Consider the following 17,707-nt stretch of genomic DNA (forward strand, 5'->3'; position numbering starts at 1 on the left):
GACGACACGCTGTTCGCCCTCGCCCCCGGCGCGGTCGAGTTCGGCTCGAAGCGCGGTCGCAAGACCGTCAACATCGTGCCGGTCGAGGCCAAGGTCGCCGCGTAGTTCGACCTGATTTCCCCGAGCGCCGTGTGTCCGCCAACGCGGACCCACGGCGCTCGGCGTTTGTCCCCTTCTTCGTTGATCCTTTGGAAGTGAGTTCCCGTGTCCCGGTTCGTCGACCGAGTGGTTATCCACGTCGCCGCTGGCGAGGGTGGCAACGGTTGCGCGTCGGTGCACCGGGAGAAGTTCAAGCCGCTGGGCGGTCCCGACGGCGGTAACGGCGGCAAGGGCGGCGACGTCGTCCTGGTGGTCGACTCCAACGTGCACACGCTGCTGGACTTCCACTTCCGCCCCAACGCCTCCGCCACGAACGGCAAGCAGGGCCAGGGCGCGAACCGCGACGGCGCGAACGGCGAGAACCTCGAACTGCGCGTGCCGGACGGCACCGTGGTCCTGACCGAGGACGGCAAGGTCGTCGCCGACCTCGTCGGCGAGGGCACCCGGATGATCGCCGCGCGCGGCGGTCGTGGTGGCCTCGGCAACGCCCAGCTCGCGTCCAAGGCCCGCAAGGCGCCCGGTTTCGCGCTGCTGGGTGAGCCCGGCGAGCGCGGCGACTTCGTCCTCGAACTGAAGTCCGTCGCCGACGTCGGCCTGCTCGGCTTCCCCTCCGCGGGCAAGTCGTCGCTGATCTCGGTCCTCTCCGAGGCCAAGCCGAAGATCGCCGACTACCCGTTCACCACCCTGGTCCCGAACCTCGGCGTGATCACCGCGGGCGCGACCGTCTTCACGATGGCCGACGTGCCCGGTCTGATCCCCGGCGCCAGCGAGGGCAAGGGCCTCGGCCTGGACTTCCTGCGCCACATCGAGCGCTGCGCGGTCCTCGTGCACGTCGTCGACTGCGCGACGTTCGAATCGGGCCGCGACCCGCTGTCGGACATCGACGCGCTCGAAGAGGAGCTCGCGAAGTACACCCCGTCGCTGGGCGGCGACCTCACGGACCGCCCGCGCCTGGTGGTACTCAACAAGATCGACGTGCCCGAGGCCCGTGAACTCGCGGAACTGGTGCGCCCGGACATCGAGGCCCGCGGCCTCCAGGTGCTGGAGATCTCGACCGCGACCCGCGAAGGCCTGCGCGAGCTGACGTTCGCGCTCGGCGCGGTCGTCGAGCAGTACCGCGCGACCAAGCCGAAGCAGGAGTCGACCCGCATCGTGCTGCGGCCGACCGCCGTCGACGACGAGGGCTTCACCGTCCACGACGACCCGGAGACCGAGGGCGGGTTCATCGTCAAGGGCGACCGCCCCGAGCGCTGGATCCGGCAGACGGACTTCTCCAACGACGAGGCCGTCGGCTACCTCGCGGACCGCCTCGCCCGCATGGGCGTGGAAGAGGTGCTGGTCAAGCGCGGTGCCGTGCCCGGAGCCCAGGTCACCATCGGCGACCTGGTGTTCGACTGGGAGCCGACGACGCCCGCGGGCATCGCGATGACCATGACCGGCCGCGGCACCGACCTGCGGCTGGAGAGCAACGACCGGATCGGCGCGCACGAGCGCAAGGCGCTCAAGAAGGCGCGCCGCCTGCCCGGTGTGTACGACGAGGACGACTTCGAGGAGTGATGATCGGCGGCGCGGAGGTCTCGTTGGCCCGCAAGGCGGTGGCTTCGGCCACCAGGGTTGTCGTGAAGGTCGGGTCCTCCTCGTTGACGACAGCCGAGGGCGGGCTCGACCCGGCCAGGCTGGACGCCCTCGTGGACGCGCTGGCCGCTCGCCGCGCCGCGGGCAGCCAGATCGTGCTGGTCTCCTCCGGTGCCATCGCCGCCGGCCTGGCTCCGCTGGGTCTGACCCGCCGCCCGAAGGACCTCGCGACCCAGCAGGCCGCCGCCAGCGTCGGCCAACTCGCCCTGGCCCACGCGTACGGCAACTCCTTCGGCCGCTACTCCCTGACGGTCGGCCAGGTCCTGCTCACCGCCGACGACGTGGTCCGGCGCTCGCACTACCGCAATGCCCAGCGCACCTTCTCCCGCCTGCTGGCCCTCGGCGTCGTGCCCGTGGTGAACGAGAACGACACCGTTGCCACCGAGGAGATCCGCTTCGGCGACAACGACCGCCTGGCGGCCCTCGTGGCCCACCTCGTCGGCGCCGACGCGCTGTTCCTGCTGTCCGACGTGGACGCCCTGTACGACGGCGACCCCCGCCTGGCCGACGCCCGCCGAGTCACTGAGGTGGGCGGCCCGGACGACGTAGACGGCGTCCGCGCAGGCACCGGCGGCGCCCTGGGCACCGGCGGCATGGCCTCCAAGCTCGCAGCGGCCACCCTGGCCGCCTCCGCGGGCATCCCGGTGCTGCTGGCGGGCGCAACCGACGCCGCCCGCGCTCTCGGCACCCCAACCTCCGGCACCCCAACCTCCGGGACCCCAACCCCCGGCACCCCAGCCGTCGGCACCGCCTTCGCCGCCACCGGCACCCGCCTGACCGCCCGCCGCTTCTGGCTCGGCTACGCCGCCGACGCCAACGGCACCCTGGTGCTGGACGACGGCGCCGTGGCCGCGGTCGTGAACCGCAGGCGCTCGCTCCTCGCCGCGGGCATCACCGCCGTCGAGGGCACCTTCGAGGCGGGCGACGTGGTCGAGCTGGCGAACCTCACCGGCCAGGTAGTCGCCAGGGGCGTGGTGGCCTACGACGCCGCAGAACTCCCAGCCCTCATCGGCCGCTCCAGCCACGAACTGCCAGCCGAACACCGCCGCGAGGTGGTCCACGCAGACGACCTGGTCTCCCTCCACCGCCCCTGACCCATCGCACGCCCGTGGCTTCCCAGTCCGGTCTCTGACCCACCGCACGCACGTGGCTCCCCAGTCCGGTCCCTGACCCACCGCACGCACCTGGCTTCCCAGTGCGGTCCCTGACCCATCACACGCATGTGGCCCCCAAGTCCGGTCCCTGGTCCGCCACAAGTTCGCGGCTCCTACGGGCTCGGCGAGGTGCTCGCCGTTTCGGCCCCGCCACAGGCTCGTGGCCCCGCCCACAGGCTCTGGGCCGCCACACCCGTGGTCTCGCCCAGAAGCTCCACCGCCGCTCGCTGCGTCCTGATCTCGCCGCACCAGGTCACTCCCGTGCGGCCATCAGGACCCTCCAGTAAGGTGAGCGAGGACTCAGGTTCAGTAGTCGTCGTCCACGAAGGGAACGCGATGCGCGCGGACGCCCAGCGCAACCGGGCACGCATCCTGGCCGCCGCCGACGAGGTCTTCGCCGCCAAGGGTGCCTCCGCGTCGACCGAGGAGGTCGCCGCCAGGGCGGGTGTGGCCATCGGCACCGTCTTCCGGCACTTCCCGACCAAGAACGACCTGCTGACCGCGCTGATGAGCGCACTCGTGCGCGAACTCGCCCAGGAGGTCGAATCCCTGGTCCGCCAAGGAGATCCGGCCACCTCGTTGTTCACGTTCTTCGCCCACCTGGTCGAGCGCGCGTCCTCGTGCCGGACCGTGGTCGACCTGCTCGGCGTCGACGTGCGGATCTCCGACCAGCTCCAACTGCTCCGCGAAGCCGTCGGCATCCTGCTCGACCAGGCGCAGGCGGCCGGGGTCGTGCGGGCGACCGTGCTGCTGGACGAGGTGATGGCACTGCTGGCGGCCACCAGTCAGGGCGCGCTGCACTCCGGCTGGGACCCCGACCTCCGCGAGCGCACCCTGGCGATCATCTTCACCGGTTTGCGCTCAGCGCAGCTCTGACCCCTTGGTCTCCGGCAGGGTCAGGATCACCAGGAACGCGATGGCCGCACCCGCCGCCACGTAGTAGAAGTACACGTCCGACAGACCCCGGCCCGCCAGCCAGGCGATCACCAGCGGAGCGGTGCCGCCGAACAGCGCGACCGTGAGGTTGTACCAGGCACCGATCCCGAGCCCGCGCAGCTCGGTCGGGAACAGCTCGCTCATCACCGCGGGCGCGATCGACGTCATCATCGTGTACAGCCCGAGCCCCACGCAGAACACGATCAGGGGTCCGGTCAGCCCCGGCTCCAGCAACGACGACAGCGGCACGACCAACACCGCCGTGGCCGCCGACCAGAACAGCAGCTGCGGCTTGCGCCCGAACCGGTCCGACAGCGCCCCCATCGGGTACTGGAGCGCGATGAACAGCACCGTCGCGATCGACAGCGCCAGGAACACGTCCACGGCGTCGACCCCGCGGTTCTTCACCGCGAACGGCGTCAGCGCGCTGAAGAACGTGTAGTAGCAGAGCGTGGAGAGCATCGTGAACCCGACCAGCCGCCCCACCGCCTTCGGGTGCTCCTTCACCGTGGTCAACAGCGGTCGGTGGACGCGCTCCGCCTTCACCTTGTTCTGCTCGAACTGCTCCGTCTCCTCCAGGCTGCGGCGCAGCCACAGCCCCAGCAACCCCAGCAGGCCGCCGACCAGGAACGGGATCCGCCACCCGAACGATTCGAGCTGCGCCCGGTCCATCGTCCGCGCGAGCGTGAACCCGATGAGCGACGCGATCAGCACCGCCGTGCCCGTGGAGATGTAGAAGAACGACGAGTACCGCCCCCGGCGCTCGGGCGGCGCGATCTCCGCCAGGTAGGCCGACGCGTTCGACACCTCCCCACCGAGCGACAGCCCCTGCGCGATCCGGGCGAGCAGCAGCAGTATCGGCGCCAGCCAGCCCACCAGCTCGTAGGTGGGCAGCAGGCCGATCGCCGTCGACCCGCCCGCCATCAGCACGATCGTCAGGATCATCGCGGGTTTCCGGCCGCGCAGGTCCGCGAACCGCCCCAGCAGGTAGCCGCCGAGCGGGCGGAAGAAGAACGCCAGCGCGTAGGTGGCCAGCGTGTTGAGCAGCGCCAGCTCCGCGTTGCCGGACGGGAAGATCGCCGTCGCGAAGTAGATGCTGAACGTCGCGTAGATGGTCCAGTCGTACCACTCGATCGCGTTGCCGATGCTCGCCGCGATGAGCCTGCGGACCGGAAGCCGATGCCTCTGCTGCTCCACCTCCACCATCTCCGGACCTTCCCACATCAGCCCCCGGTTGAGTAGGGACCCGATCACCGCCCGTGCCCTCACGAAGACGCAACAACCCGGCATCAGAACTTGTACACCGAATGGCCTAGTGGGATTGTGGGCCGAACGGTGTCATCGGTTTGTCGATCATCCCCCCGACGCAGCTGGAGCAGCCATGCGCGCCACTTCTGAGGCCGTCCGTCACCTGGTCAGAGCCGCGGGAGCGATCGCCGTGGTGGCGACCGCCGCCGCGGTCTTCGCCGGAGGCGCTTCAGCGGCCTCCCCGGCCGGGCAGCCGGGTGACAACAACGCCACCACGTGCCAGCAGGCCAGTCTGCCGGGGGAGACGATCGCTCCCGCTCAGGTCGTGTTCTCGATCTCTGGCAACAAGTACATCACCGTGACCAGCACCGGTGCCTACGTCGTCACCGCCGTCGTGGTCAAGGGCGGCCCCGCTTACAACACGTACCTCGCCTCCGACCTCGGGCCGCTGCCGTGGGTGGACCTGCACGCGCCGATCAACGCCAGCGGCAAACCCGCCGACATCAGCCACTGGTTCCTGTGCGGCACCACCACCACGACCACCACGACGACGACCACCACCACGACCACCACGACCGGAACGACCACGACGACGTCCGGTTCGACGACGACCACGGCCGGTTCCACGACCACGCCCGGCTCGACGACCACGACCACCGGGACCAGCACGCCCACGACCGCGACGACCGCCACCACGACGACCGCGCCCGCCGTCACGACGACCACCGCGCCCGTGCTGGCCGTCCGCGGCAACGACAACCTGGCCAGCACCGGCTTTGGCTCGCTGTGGCTGCTGTTCCTCGGCGGTGGCCTCCTTCTCGTGGGCATCGCCTTCGTGGCGGTGCCGAAGCTGCGCAACCTCCTGCGCCGCTGATGGTCGGTGGCGGAGGAGGGAACCTGTGGTTCCCCCTCCTCCGTCACCCCATCGGGTGCCGGTCCGCGGCGCGGCGGCGTTCGTGTCCGCCTTCCGGTGTCGGCTACCCCTTCATCACGTGGTGGCCTGAGGCGTCCGCACTCACCGGGCCTCCGCCTCCCACCGATGTGGCACCCCGACAGGGCTCGGTCGCCAGTGCTCCGCGCCACCTCACCGGCTGACCGAGAGCCACTCCTCGAAGTGGTTCGCCACGACGTCGGTCAACCCACCGACGCTGAGACTCCCGTCGACCTCGATCACCCGCAGTCCGTGCCGCCGCGCGTTCTCCACGACCTCGCGCGCCAGCAGCCTGTCCCGTTCCACCCGGTTCGCCTGTGCTCGAACCGGGTCGCTCACCTTCGCCGTGATCCGCCCCGCCCTCGGCAGTTCACGCAGCTGCCGCTGCCGGAACGTCTCCGTCGGCACCAGGAACACCGCCTGGCTGGGCGATGCCAGCAGCGGCGCCACCAGTTCCGGCCGCAGCCCCCACCCCTCGGCGATGATCGGCCGACTGCTGGACAGCCCCCGCAGGTCGTCCAGGACCATCCCGAACCGCTCGACGAAGCTGTGCCTGCTGTTCTCGGCCAACTCCTCCGGGGTCAACCGCACCCACGCCCGGTCCGGGTCGTGCGCGCCCAGCACCTGCCACGCGTGCCGGTACGGGTACCGGTCGGCGTGTGCCAGCGCACGGTCGGCGTGGCCTCTGCTGTCGTGGAAGTCGTAGTGGTACGCGGTCAGCCCGTGACGTCGGGACAGGAGCCAGGCGACGGTCGACTTCCCCGCCCACTGCGCTCCGCCGATCCACAGGACAGTGCTCAACCCACCTGAAGGTCCCCACCTCATGGTGACGAGGGTGAGCCGCGAAAAACCAAAGATCAAGTCTTGTTTTCGCAGCTCAGCAGTGGTTTCCTGGAATAGGTGGAGAGTTGTTTTATCGGCGCCTCCCCAGATCCAGCCGTTCTCGGTTCTCCGCTACCCAGCCGTACTGCGCCCGCACCTCGTCCACGGCCCCAGCGGCCCGCAACCGCTCACCCGAGGGCCCGGAGTCCGCGACGATCCCCCGCCAACACCGGTCCTGCCACCACAGGATCGTGTCGACCAGCGCGCCCCGGTCGGCCAACCCGTACGCGTCGCTGATCAGCCGGACACCCCGCGCCGCCGCGTCGACCTCGGCTCCGGGCCCCAGCCCCAGGTACTGCCAGCAGACGTGCGCCACGTCGTGCACCCGCCGACCGGGCGCCACGTGGTCCCAGTCGATGAACGCCACCGGCCGCAGTTCACCGTCGAAGCTCCGGTACACGGTGTTCTTGGGTGAGAGGTCGTTGTGGCACACGACCTCCTCCTCGCCCGCCAGGCCCGCGGTGAGGTCGTGGAACTCCCGCACCAGCCGGGCCACCCGCACGAGGCTCTCGTCCGAGGTCACCGAGGCGGGCTGCGGCGACTCCCACGCCACGTGCCCGTCGAGGAACTCCAGGACCTCCCGACCCCGTGAGTCCACGCCGAGGAACCGGGGCGCTCCCGGCCACCCGTCGAGGTGCTCCAGCACCCGGTGGACGAACTCGCCCGCCCTCGGCCGTCGAACGGTGTCGCCGACCCGGACGACCTCGTTCACGAACCCGCCGGGCAACCGCTGCTCCACCACCTAGGCCGTCACCGCCAACGTGAACGGCAACACGGCCGACGCCCCGGCCTTGCGCACGGCCCGCGCCGCGACCGTCATCGTCCAGCCGGTGTCGATCCGGTCGTCGACCAGCAGCACCGGACCGTCCACCGTGGACAGATCAGGTGCCTGGACCCCGTTCCACAGCCCGGCGAGGCGCTGCGCGCTGTTCGCCCGGTGCGTGGCCTCACCCACCCACACCTGGCCCAGCAACGGCAACCGGCCGATCTCCGAGATGCGCGCGCCGAAGCTGCCCACCAGGCTCGGCCTGCTCCGCGAGCCGACCGTCACCACACCCACCGGCCGCTCCTCCCAGCCCCACGCGCTCAACACCTTCACGCACGCCTGGAACACGTCGTCCGGGATCGTCTGGTCCTCGGCGGCGAACAGCGCCCGCAGCCTGTTGCCCCAGCCGATGTCGGTCAGCCTTCCCAACGCCCGCCCCGGTTCCGCGGCCTCGCCTGCCGCGATCTTGCCCGACAGCGACACGCCGATCGCCGCCATCCCGGTCGGCCACTGCTTGCGCGGCGCCACGTCCACGCCGGGCCGCAGCAGCCGCTCCCGCGCGACCGTGGCCGCACCGGACGAGACCTCGGCGGACGGCCGTTCACCCGTGCAGTTGTCGCACCGTCCACACGGGCTCGCGTGCGGATCGTCCAACTGCCGCAACAGGAACTCCATGCGACAGCCCGTCGTGTCCAGGTAGTCGAGCACCGCCTGCTGCTCGACCGCCCGAGCCTCGCCGATGCGGTCGTACCGCTCCCCGTCGTAGGACCACGGCTGCCCGGTCGACTCCCACCCGCCGCGCACCCGCTTCACCGCGCCGTCGACGTCGAGCACCTTCAGCACGACCTCCAGCCGGGTCCGCGACAGCTCGACCCTCGGCTCCAGCGCCGCCGTCGACAGCACCCGACCGGCGTCGGCCAGCGCGTCGAGCACCTGCCGGACGATCCGCTCCGGCGGGAACGCCAGCGACGCGAAGTACGCCCAGATGTCCTTGTCCTCCGGACCGGGCAGCAGCAGCACCTCGGCCCGTTCCACCCCTCGGCCCGCACGGCCGATCTGCTGGTAGTAGGCGATGGGGGAGGGCGGCGCGCCCAGGTGCACCACGAACCCCAGGTCCGGCTTGTCGAACCCCATGCCCAGCGCCGACGTCGCCACCAGCGCCTTCACCCGGTTCGCGAGCAGGTCCTCCTCCGCCCGCTGCCGCTCGGCCGGATCGGTCCGCCCCGAGTACGCGGCCACCTCGTACCCGCGCTCCCGCAGGAACGCCGCCACGTCGTCGGCCGCCGCGACGGTCAGCGTGTAGATGATCCCGGACCCCGGCAGCGCCGCCAGGTGCTCGCCGAGCCAGCCGAGCCTCGCCTCGGCCGTCGGCAGCCGCAACGCCGCCAGCCGCAGGCTCTCCCGGTCCAGCGGCCCGCGCAGCACCAGCGCGTCCGACCCGGACCCCAGGCCCAACTGCTCCGCCACGTCCCGCACCACGCGGTTGTTCGCCGTCGCGGTCGTCGCCAGCACCGGCACCCCCGGCGGCAGCTCCGTCAGCAACGTGCGCAGCCGCCGGTAGTCCGGCCGGAAGTCGTGGCCCCAGTCCGAGATGCAGTGCGCCTCGTCGACCACCAGCAGCCCGGCCGACGCCGTCAACGACGGCAACACCGTGTCCCGGAAGTCCGGGTTGTTCAACCGTTCCGGTGATACCAGCAGCACGTCGACCTCACCCGACGTGACCGCGTCCTGCACCCGTTCCCACTCGTCCGTGTTCGCCGAGTTGATCGTCGCCGCCCGCACGCCCGCACGCGCCGCCGCGTCGACCTGGTTGCGCATCAACGCCAACAGCGGGGACACGATCACCGTCGGCCCCTCGCCCAGCTCCCGGAGCAGAGCCGTCGCGATGAAGTAGACCGCCGACTTGCCCCACCCAGTGCGCTGCACCACGAGCGCTCTCCGCCGCTGCGCCACCAGCGCGTGGATCGCGGTCCACTGGTCGTCGCGCAGCACCGCGTCCGGACCGGCCAGGGCCCTCAGTCGCTCGTCGGCCATCTCCCGGAGGGCGAGTTCGTCCATGTGCCAACCATGGCACGGACCACCGACAGAAACTGGTTTCAGGATCCGGGATACCCGTACGCGATCGACGTCCGATTGGTCCTAAGCTGGACGACGTGACCGCTGAACTGCGCGAAGAGGTGCACTCCGCCGCCCGCCGAGCCCGTGTCGCCTCCGAGGAACTCGTTCTGGCGACCAGGGACCGCAAGGATGCGGCGCTGCGCGAGATGGCCGCAGCCCTGCGCGAACGGTCCGAGGAGATCCTCAAGGCGAACACCGCCGACCTGGAAGCCGGTCGTGCGGCGGGCCTCACCGAGAACATGCTCGACCGCCTGGCGCTCACCGAGCAGCGGATCGACGGCGTCGCCGAGGGCCTGCTGACGGTCGCGGGCCTGGCCGACCCGGTGGGCGAGGTGCTGCGCGGCGGGCTGCTGCCGAACGGCCTCGACCTGCGGCAGGTGCGCGTCCCGCTCGGCGTCGTCGGCATGGTTTACGAGGCGCGCCCGAACGTGACCGTGGACGCGGCGGGTCTCGCCCTGAAGTCCGGCAACGCCGCGCTGCTGCGCGGGTCGTCGTCGGCGGAGAACTCGAACACCGCGCTCGTCGCCGTGCTGCGCGACGCGCTGGAGTCCGCCGGGCTGCCCGCGGACTGCGTCCAGCTGCTGCCGTGCCACGACCGGGCGTCGGTGAACCACCTCATCACTGCGCGCGGCCTCGTGGACCTGGTGATCCCCCGCGGCGGTGCGGGCCTCATCTCCACCGTCGTCGCGAACGCCACCGTGCCGACGATCGAGACCGGTGTCGGCAACTGCCACGTGTACGTGGACGCGTCGGCCGACCTCGACGACGCCGAGCGGATCGTGCTCAACTCCAAGACCCGCCGCACCAGCGTGTGCAACGCCGCCGAGTCGCTGCTGGTGCACGCGGACGTCGCGGACGTGTTCGTGCCGCGCATCGCCGGGGCGTTCCGCGCGGCGGGCGTCACCGTGCACGCCGACCCGGTGTTCACCGGCCTGTCCGGCACGGAGGTCGTGCCCGCGACGTCCGACGACTGGGACACCGAGTACCTGTCGATGGACATCGCGGCGAAGGTCGTCGGCACCATCGACGAGGCCATCGCGCACATCAACGAGCACGGCTCGGGCCACACCGAGGCGATCGTGACGTCCGACGTGAAGGCCGCCCGCCGGTTCACCACGCGGGTGGACGCGGCGGCGGTGATGGTGAACGCCTCGACCGGGTTCACCGACGGCGCCGAGTTCGGCATGGGCGCCGAGATCGGCATCTCCACCCAGAAGCTGCACGCCCGCGGCCCGATGGGCCTCTCCGAGCTGACCTCGACCAAATGGGTGGTCTGGGGCGAGGGGCACGTCCGGCCGACCTCGTGACCGCCGAACCCGCTCGCCGCCGCGACTCGGCGGCCACCCGTGCCGCGCTCCTGGACGCCGCGACGGGGCTGTTCGCCGAGCGCGGGTTCGCGCGGACGACCGTGCGCGACATCGCCGCGCGCGCGGGCGTGAACCAGGCCCTGCTGTTCCGCTACTTCGGCAGCAAGGACGCGCTGTACGCGGCCGTCATGGCCGGTCAGGGGCGGGAGCTGCTGGAGGCCGAGCAGCCGGAGCGGCTGTTGGAGACCGTGCTGCGGCGGATGCTGGAGAAGACCCCCCGACCGGGTGACCACCTGCTGTTCACAGCGCTGCGCTCCGAGGGGATCGACAGCGCCGCCGCGGAGATCCGCAAGGCGCTGGGGGACGACTACATCCGCGTGCTGAGCACGTTGACCGAGGCCGAGGACGGCGACCTGCGGGCCGAGTTGGTCCTCGCCTGGGTGATCGGCATCAGCATGGTGCGGTCCACCTCGGCGAAGGAGCCGCTGAAGAGCGCGGACCCCGAGGAGATCGTCCGGCTGGTGCTGAGCGGCGCCCGCACGCTGCTGGAGCGCACCGAGGGGTAGTACTCACCGAGACGAGTCGTTGACGGTCCGTAGCGATTTCTCTATCGTCGAAATGTAAGCAGTTGCTTACATGGCGCTTTGGGAGGAGTGCGGGGGCATGACGACGAGTCAGGAACCGAGGAACTACCCGTTCGGCGAGGCGGAACGGCTGGAACTCGACCCCACCTACGAGGTGCTGCGCCGGACGGAACCGGTGGCCAGGGTCCGACTGCCCTACGGCGGCGACGCGTGGCTGGTCACCAAGTACGACGACGTGAAGACCGTGCTCAGCGACCTGCGGTTCAGCCGAGCCGCGGTGCTCGGCCAGGACGTGCCGAGGGCCGTCCCCATGATCCAGGAGCGGCAGTCGATCCTGAGCATGGACCCGCCCGAGCACGGCAGGCTGCGCAAGCTCGTGGCCAAGGGCTTCACCATGCGGCGCACCGAGCAGCTGAGGGAGCGGGCGCAGGAGATCGTGGACGGGCTGCTCGACACGATGGAGAAGGACGGCGCGCCCGCTGACCTGGTCGAAGCGCTCAACATGCCGCTGCCGATCACGATCATCTGCGAGATGCTCGGCGTTCCCTACGACGACCGCGCCGAGTTCCGGAACTGGTCGGACCGGGCACTCGCGATCACCGCGTTCACGCCCGAGGAGATCACGGCGGGGTTCGAGAACCTCCAGTCCTACATCGCCGAGCTCGTGGCCGAACGCCGCAGGTCACCGACCGACGACGTGCTCGGCACGCTCGTGACGGCCCGTGACGAGGGGGACCGGCTCTCGGAGGAGGAACTGGTCAACTTCGGCGTGACGCTGCTGGTCGCGGGGCACGAGACCACGGCGAACCAGCTGGGCAACTTCCTCTACACGCTGCTGTCCACCCCCGAGCGGCTGGCCGAGCTGCGCGCGGACCCCGACCTGGTGCCCGCGGCGGTCGAGGAGTTGCTGCGCATCACGCCGCTCGGCGGCTCGGCGGGCTTCCCCCGCATCGCCAAGGAGGACGTCGAGCTGAGCGGCGTGACGATCCCGGCGGGCGACGCCGTGTTCGTCGGGCAGGGCGGCAACCGGGACCCGGAGGTGTTCCCGCGACCGGACGAGATCGACTTCCACCGGGAGAACAACGCGCACGTCGCGTTCGGACACGGCGTGCACCACTGCGTGGGCGCTCCGCTGGCGCGGATGGAGCTCCAGGTCGCGATCGGCACCCTGCTGAGCCGGTACCCCGCGCTGGAACTCGCGGTGCCCGCGGACGAGGTGCCGTTCAAGAAGGGCAGGCTGGTGCGCGGCCCGCGGGAACTCCTGGTGAGGTGGTAGCCCCATGACCAGGTGGCAGGTCCAGGTCGACCGCGAGGCGTGCATCGGCACGGGCATGTGCGCGTCCAGCGCCGCGGCGTACTTCCGGTTGGAGAACGGCAGGGCCACCGCCGCGCAGGACTTCGTCGAACCCGACGACCTGGTGGTGGACGCCGCCGAGTCCTGTCCGATGGAGGCGATCCTGGTGCGCGACGGTGACGGAACGGTCATCGCTCCGGAGGTCTGATCCCGAAACGGTGAAATAAGACGCCCGACCGGCGTCATGAACCCCGGTGCGGCGTCGTCACCCCGGTACGCGGCTCCGCTTCGGGGTGGGCCGCGGACGGGGAGTCCGATGTGGGCAGGCGGCCGTTCACGGGAGCGGACGGTCGCCTGCCCACCGGCACCGTAGGCTGACCAGCCATGTCGAAGCGGCGCAGACTCGGGGTCATGGGTGGGACCTTCGACCCGGTGCACCACGGCCACCTGGTGGCGGCCAGCGAGGTGCAGGCGAGGTTCGACCTCGACGAGGTGATCTTCGTCCCCACCGGGGAGCCGTGGCAGAAGACGTCCCGTGTGGTCAGCCGCGCCGAGGACCGCTACCTGATGACGGTCATCGCCACCGCGTCGAACCCCAGGTTCTCCGTCAGCCGGGTCGACATCGACCGCGGCGGGCCCACGTACACGGTGGACACGCTCACCGACCTCTCGGCCGAACACCCCGAGGCCGACCTGTTCTTCATCACCGGCGCGGACGCGCTGGAGCAGATCGTGTCGTGGCGCCGCGCGTCCGACGTGTTCGACCTCGCGCACTTCATCGGAGTCACCCGACCGGGGTACGAACTCAACGGTCAGCACCTCCCCGAGGGCGCCGTGTCCCTCGTGGAAGTGCCCGCCATGGCCATCTCGTCGACCGCCTGCCGGGCCCGCACGGCCTCCGGACTGCCCGTCTGGTACCTCGTTCCGGACGGTGTCGTGCAGTACATCTCCAAGCGCTCGCTCTACTCGGTGCCGGACTAGCTCCGCGCGCCGGTACCCTCATTAACTCGTGCGGGCGTATCCGCGCGCATCGAAGTGATGTACGACCCGGATCCTCGGGTCGCTGGTGAGGAGAGATGTGGCAGCCACCGACGAGGCACGACGGTTGGCGCTGGTCGCCGCTAGCGCGGCGGACGAGAAGAAGGCGCACGATGTGATCGTGCTCGACGTGTCGGACCAGCTCGTGATCACGGATTGCTTCGTGATCGCCTCCGCTCCCAACGAGCGGCTGGTCGGCGCGATCGTGGACAACATCGAAGACAAGATGCGGGAGGCGGGCCGCAAGCCGGTGCGCCGCGAGGGCGCGCGCGAGGGCCGGTGGGTGCTGCTGGACTTCGTGGACGTGGTGGTGCACGTGCAGCACGTCGAGGAGCGCAGCTTCTACGGCCTGGAGCGGCTGTGGAAGGACTGCCCGCAGATCGAGTTCGAAGGGTCGGCGGACGCCCCCGCAGAGGACCAGACGGCGGAGGCGTGAACACCAGATGACCTTGAACCGGCTCGTGCTGTGGCGGCACGGTGAGACGGACTACAACGCCACGGGACGCTGGCAGGGCCACCTCGACTCGGCGTTGACCGAGACGGGGTGGAACCAGGCCAGGTTCGCGGTGCCCGTGCTCACCAAGTTCGCACCCGAGCTGGTGGTCGCGTCGGATCTGCGGCGGGCGACGAACACGGCGACGGTGTTCACCGACGCCGTCGGCATCCCGCTGCGGATCGACGAACGCCTGCGCGAGACCAACCTGGGCAAGTGGCAGGGGTTGACCAACGCCGAGGTCGAGGCCGAGTGGCCGGGAATGATCGACCAGTGGCGGGCCGACCCCACGATCGCGCCGCCGGACGGCGAGACCAGGGTCGAGGTCGCGGACCGGGCCTTCGAGGTCGTGGAGGCCGTGGACCGCGAGTTCGACGGCACGGTCATGCTCTGCGCGCACGGAGGCCTGATCTCCGCGCTGACCGGCAAGCTGCTGAACCTGCCCATCGAGTCGTGGGGGCAGCTCGGCGGCATCGGCAACTGCCACTGGACGGTGTTCAGCAGGCGACCGGAAGGCGACGGCCGCTGGCGGCTGTCGTCGTACAACGCCGGGCCCACTCGTTGAGGCTGCTGGTCCTCGCCGACTCGTTGGCGTTCCACGGTCCTGACGGTCCGCTGCCCGCGGACCACGCCGGCCTGTGGCCGAACATCGCCGCCAAGGCGCTGGACGGCCACGTCGAACTCGCGGCAGGCTTCGGGTGGACGGCCCGCGACGCCTGGTGGTCGCTGACCGGCGACCCGCGCGTCTGGTCGCTGCTGCCCCGCACGGACGTCATCGTGTTCGCCGTGGGGCACATGGACACGCTGCCGTCGCCGCTGCCGACCTACCTGCGGCAGGGGCTGCGGTACCTGCGGCCCGACGGCCTGCGCCGGTGGGCCCGCACCGGCTACAAGGCCGCCCAGCCCGCGCTGTCGCGGCTGCTGGGCGGTCGTCCGGTGGCGCTGCCGCCGCACCTGACCGTGCGCTACCTGGCCGACTCGGTGGAGGCCGTGCACCGGTTGGAGCCGGGGATCAAGCCCATCGGGATGGTGCCGTCCGTGCACCGCTCCGCCGCGTACGGCGGCGTTCACACCGGTCGACCCGCCGCCGTGCGCGCCGTGAGGGCGTGGGGCGAGCGGAGCGGCGTGCCGCTGCTGGACGTGGCCGCGGTCGTCGGCGACCACGTGCGGTCGGGGCGGGGCAACCCGGACGGCATGCACTGGGGTTGGGAGGGCCACGAGCTGATGGGTTCCGCGATGGCGGATCTCGTCAGGTCCGTGGCGGTGAGCCACTCGACCGAGTGAGAGCCGTAATGTCCGGTCCCGTGCCCACCACCGTTGTCACCGACTCGACGGCCTACCTGCCGGAGGGGTTCGCCCGACGCCACCGCGTCCGCGTGGTGCCGCTGCACGTGGCGGTGGACGGCCGCAGCCGGCTGGACGGCCTCGACTTCGGCCCCGCGGAACTCGCGTCCGCGCTCGGCGAGCACCGCCGCGTGACGACGTCCCGGCCCACACCCGGCGAGCTGGCCGAGGTGTACCGCTCCGTGCTCGACGGCGGCGCGACGTCCATCGTGTCCGTGCACCTGTCCCGCGAGCTGTCGGGCACGTGGGAGGCCGCGCGGCTGGCCGCCGAGGAGGTCGACCCGGTGCGGATCCGGGTGGTCGACTCGCGCGCGACCGGCATGGGGCTCGGTTTCGCCGTGCTGTCCGCGTGCGCCGCCTCGGAGGCGGGTGAGTCCGCGGAGGCCGTGGAAGCGGCGGCGGCGGGTGTGGCCAAGCGTTTGCGCGCGTACTTCTGCGTCGAGACCCTCGACCACCTGCGCCGCGGCGGCCGGATCACCGCGACCGCCGCGCTGGTCGGCACCGCGCTGGCCGTGAAGCCCGTGCTGCACGTGGAGGACGGCCGGATCGTGCCGCTGGAGAAGGTGCGCACGATGAGCCGCGCCATCGGGCGCCTGGTGGACCTGGCCGCGCTGGCCGCCGGTCACGGGCCCGTCGGACTGGCGGTGCACCACCTCGCCGCACCCGAACGCGCGGCCGAGTTGGCGACCAGGTTGGACGAACGGATCCCCGGCTCGTCGGGCTGCCTGATCTCCGAGGTGGGAGCCGTGATCGGGGCCCACACCGGACCCGGCGTCCTGGGCGTCGTGGTCCTGCCCGGAGACATCTGATCGTCCGGAGTAGACGGAGGGCGGCGGCATGATGCCACACCCCACCGACAAAACCGGTTTCAAGATCCGAAGTTGTCCACACCCCGACCACCTGTCCACAGTCCACGAACTCCTCCTTCGCACCGGACCCCCACCTCCCTAGCGTCGAACCCGTGTTCGACCACCGCACCACCTCTGACACTTCCCGGACCCGTCTCGAAGCACTGGCCGCGCAGGCCGCGGCGGAGCCTTCCCCGAAGACGGTCGTGTTCACCAGTTCCGACGGCGCCGCCGAGCCGCCCCCGCGGTTCCGCTGGGCCCGCCGCAAGGCGGACAGACTGGTGGAGCGCTGGCTGCCCGACTCCGCGCCACCACTGCGCAAGCGCCGCGCGCTCTACGCCTCCGTCGCGGCGACCACCGGCCTGGTGGTCCTCGTGGCCGTCTGGTGGCAGTCGCCGACCCCTGAGGCGCCTCCCGACCTGCCCGTGGCCGTAGCGGCCGTCACGTCGAGCCCACCCGAGCCCCTCGTCGTCAACGTCGTGGGCGAAGTCCCCTCACCCGGCCTGGTGACCGTCACCAGCGGTGCCCGGGTAGCCGACGCGATCAACGCCGCGGGTGGCGTCAACCCCGGCGTCCGTCCCCAGGGCTTGAACCTGGCCCGCAAGGTCGTCGACGGCGAACAGGTCTCCGTCGGCACCGCACCCGTCCCCGTGCCCGCCGAACCGAGCCCCGACGAGAAGCTCGACCTGAACACCGCCACCAAGGAGCAACTGGACGGCCTGCCGGGCGTGGGGCCCGTGACCGCACAGCGGATCCTCGACCGTCGGACCAAGCGCGGCCCGTTCACCTCACTGGACCAGTTGCGCGAGATCGAGGGCATCGGCGACAACCGCCTCGTCAAGCTCCGTGAGCTGGTGCGGTTGTGACCGCCCCGCCCCGCACCGGCCCCGCACCCTCGCAGGCCGCGATCACGCCGCAGACCCGCACCCTGCGCCGGCTCCTCCGCGGCTGGCGAAACCTCACCCGTGCACTCCGGTCGTCCGGCACCCGTCCCCGTGCCGCCCTCACCACGTCCGGCTCGCCTCGTCCC

The 17,707-nt window shown here is 71.2% G+C and carries 19 protein-coding genes; 15 read left to right on the forward strand and 4 right to left on the reverse strand.

The features are described 5' to 3' along the window. The 4 genes from VFZ92_RS36590 to VFZ92_RS36605 form a co-directional block, all read left to right on the forward strand. Positions 1-105: 50S ribosomal protein L27 (locus VFZ92_RS36590; protein ID WP_330881769.1), on the forward strand; the 105-nt coding region annotated here is incomplete at its 5' end. A gap of 99 nt (positions 106-204) precedes the next feature. After that, positions 205-1,656, forward strand: a complete 1,452-nt coding sequence (gene obgE / locus VFZ92_RS36595) for a GTPase ObgE (protein ID WP_330881599.1) — start codon at positions 205-207, stop codon at positions 1,654-1,656. Continuing rightward, on the forward strand, positions 1,656-2,828 hold the full coding sequence (gene proB / locus VFZ92_RS36600) for a glutamate 5-kinase (RefSeq protein WP_330881601.1): 1,173 nt from the start codon (positions 1,656-1,658) through the stop codon (positions 2,826-2,828). The genes obgE and proB overlap by 1 nt, the downstream gene beginning before the upstream one ends. Before the next feature lie 396 nt (positions 2,829-3,224). Continuing rightward, entirely contained in the window at positions 3,225-3,764 is a 540-nt protein-coding gene (locus tag VFZ92_RS36605; protein ID WP_330881603.1) for a helix-turn-helix domain-containing protein, read from the forward strand. On the opposite strand, the gene VFZ92_RS36610 is transcribed toward VFZ92_RS36605, so the two are convergent. Beyond that, entirely contained in the window at positions 3,750-5,030 is a 1,281-nt protein-coding gene (locus VFZ92_RS36610; RefSeq protein ID WP_330881605.1) for an MFS transporter, read from the reverse strand. The genes VFZ92_RS36605 and VFZ92_RS36610 overlap by 15 nt on opposite strands. Positions 5,031-5,205: 175 nt before the next feature. On the opposite strand from VFZ92_RS36610, the gene VFZ92_RS36615 reads away from it, so the two are divergent. Further along, positions 5,206-5,946, forward strand: coding sequence for a hypothetical protein (locus tag VFZ92_RS36615; protein ID WP_330881607.1), 741 nt, complete (start codon positions 5,206-5,208; stop codon positions 5,944-5,946). 210 nt (positions 5,947-6,156) lie between these two features. Here the strand turns inward: VFZ92_RS36615 and VFZ92_RS36620 are convergent, their stop codons facing one another. The 3 genes from VFZ92_RS36620 to VFZ92_RS36630 form a co-directional block, all read right to left on the reverse strand. After that, the gene (locus VFZ92_RS36620) at positions 6,157-6,804 is read right to left on the reverse strand and encodes a hypothetical protein (RefSeq protein ID WP_330881609.1); all 648 of its coding nucleotides are present in this window, start codon (positions 6,802-6,804) and stop codon (positions 6,157-6,159) included. Positions 6,805-6,916: 112 nt separating this feature from the next. Beyond that, a complete protein-coding gene (locus VFZ92_RS36625; protein ID WP_330881611.1) occupies positions 6,917-7,624 on the reverse strand; it encodes a phosphotransferase in 708 nt (235 codons plus the stop codon). A gap of 3 nt (positions 7,625-7,627) precedes the next feature. Then, positions 7,628-9,709 (reverse strand): RecQ family ATP-dependent DNA helicase, encoded by a 2,082-nt coding sequence (locus tag VFZ92_RS36630; protein WP_330881613.1) that lies wholly within the window; start codon positions 9,707-9,709, stop codon positions 7,628-7,630. Between the two features lie 95 nt (positions 9,710-9,804). On the opposite strand from VFZ92_RS36630, the gene VFZ92_RS36635 reads away from it, so the two are divergent. From VFZ92_RS36635 to VFZ92_RS36680, 10 genes are all read left to right on the forward strand, one after another. After that, positions 9,805-11,076, forward strand: coding sequence for a glutamate-5-semialdehyde dehydrogenase (locus VFZ92_RS36635; protein ID WP_330881615.1), 1,272 nt, complete (start codon positions 9,805-9,807; stop codon positions 11,074-11,076). Further along, positions 11,073-11,642, forward strand: coding sequence for a TetR/AcrR family transcriptional regulator (locus VFZ92_RS36640; protein ID WP_330881616.1), 570 nt, complete (start codon positions 11,073-11,075; stop codon positions 11,640-11,642). The genes VFZ92_RS36635 and VFZ92_RS36640 overlap by 4 nt, the downstream gene beginning before the upstream one ends. 97 nt (positions 11,643-11,739) lie before the next feature. Next, entirely contained in the window at positions 11,740-12,936 is a 1,197-nt protein-coding gene (locus VFZ92_RS36645; RefSeq protein WP_330881618.1) for a cytochrome P450, read from the forward strand. A gap of 4 nt (positions 12,937-12,940) precedes the next feature. Beyond that, the gene (locus VFZ92_RS36650) at positions 12,941-13,162 is read left to right on the forward strand and encodes a ferredoxin (RefSeq protein ID WP_330881620.1); all 222 of its coding nucleotides are present in this window, start codon (positions 12,941-12,943) and stop codon (positions 13,160-13,162) included. A gap of 176 nt (positions 13,163-13,338) precedes the next feature. Beyond that, positions 13,339-13,935 (forward strand): nicotinate-nucleotide adenylyltransferase, encoded by a 597-nt coding sequence (nadD, locus tag VFZ92_RS36655; RefSeq protein WP_330881623.1) that lies wholly within the window; start codon positions 13,339-13,341, stop codon positions 13,933-13,935. Positions 13,936-14,032: 97 nt separating this feature from the next. After that, positions 14,033-14,428: a ribosome silencing factor gene (gene rsfS, locus VFZ92_RS36660; RefSeq protein WP_259621790.1), complete on the forward strand. Its 396-nt coding sequence runs from the start codon at positions 14,033-14,035 to the stop codon at positions 14,426-14,428. Between the two features lie 7 nt (positions 14,429-14,435). Further along, a complete protein-coding gene (locus VFZ92_RS36665; RefSeq protein ID WP_330881626.1) occupies positions 14,436-15,050 on the forward strand; it encodes a histidine phosphatase family protein in 615 nt (204 codons plus the stop codon). Then, a complete protein-coding gene (octT, locus tag VFZ92_RS36670) occupies positions 15,047-15,769 on the forward strand; it encodes a diglucosylglycerate octanoyltransferase (RefSeq protein ID WP_330881628.1) in 723 nt (240 codons plus the stop codon). Before VFZ92_RS36665 ends, octT begins: the two co-directional genes overlap by 4 nt. A gap of 20 nt (positions 15,770-15,789) precedes the next feature. Continuing rightward, positions 15,790-16,638: a DegV family protein gene (locus VFZ92_RS36675; protein WP_330881630.1), complete on the forward strand. Its 849-nt coding sequence runs from the start codon at positions 15,790-15,792 to the stop codon at positions 16,636-16,638. A gap of 152 nt (positions 16,639-16,790) precedes the next feature. Then, positions 16,791-17,543: a ComEA family DNA-binding protein gene (locus VFZ92_RS36680; RefSeq protein ID WP_330881632.1), complete on the forward strand. Its 753-nt coding sequence runs from the start codon at positions 16,791-16,793 to the stop codon at positions 17,541-17,543. Positions 17,544-17,707 lie beyond the last annotated feature (164 nt).

This window comes from Umezawaea sp., from assembly GCF_036375055.1.
Taxonomy (GTDB): Bacteria; Actinomycetota; Actinomycetes; order Mycobacteriales; family Pseudonocardiaceae; genus Umezawaea.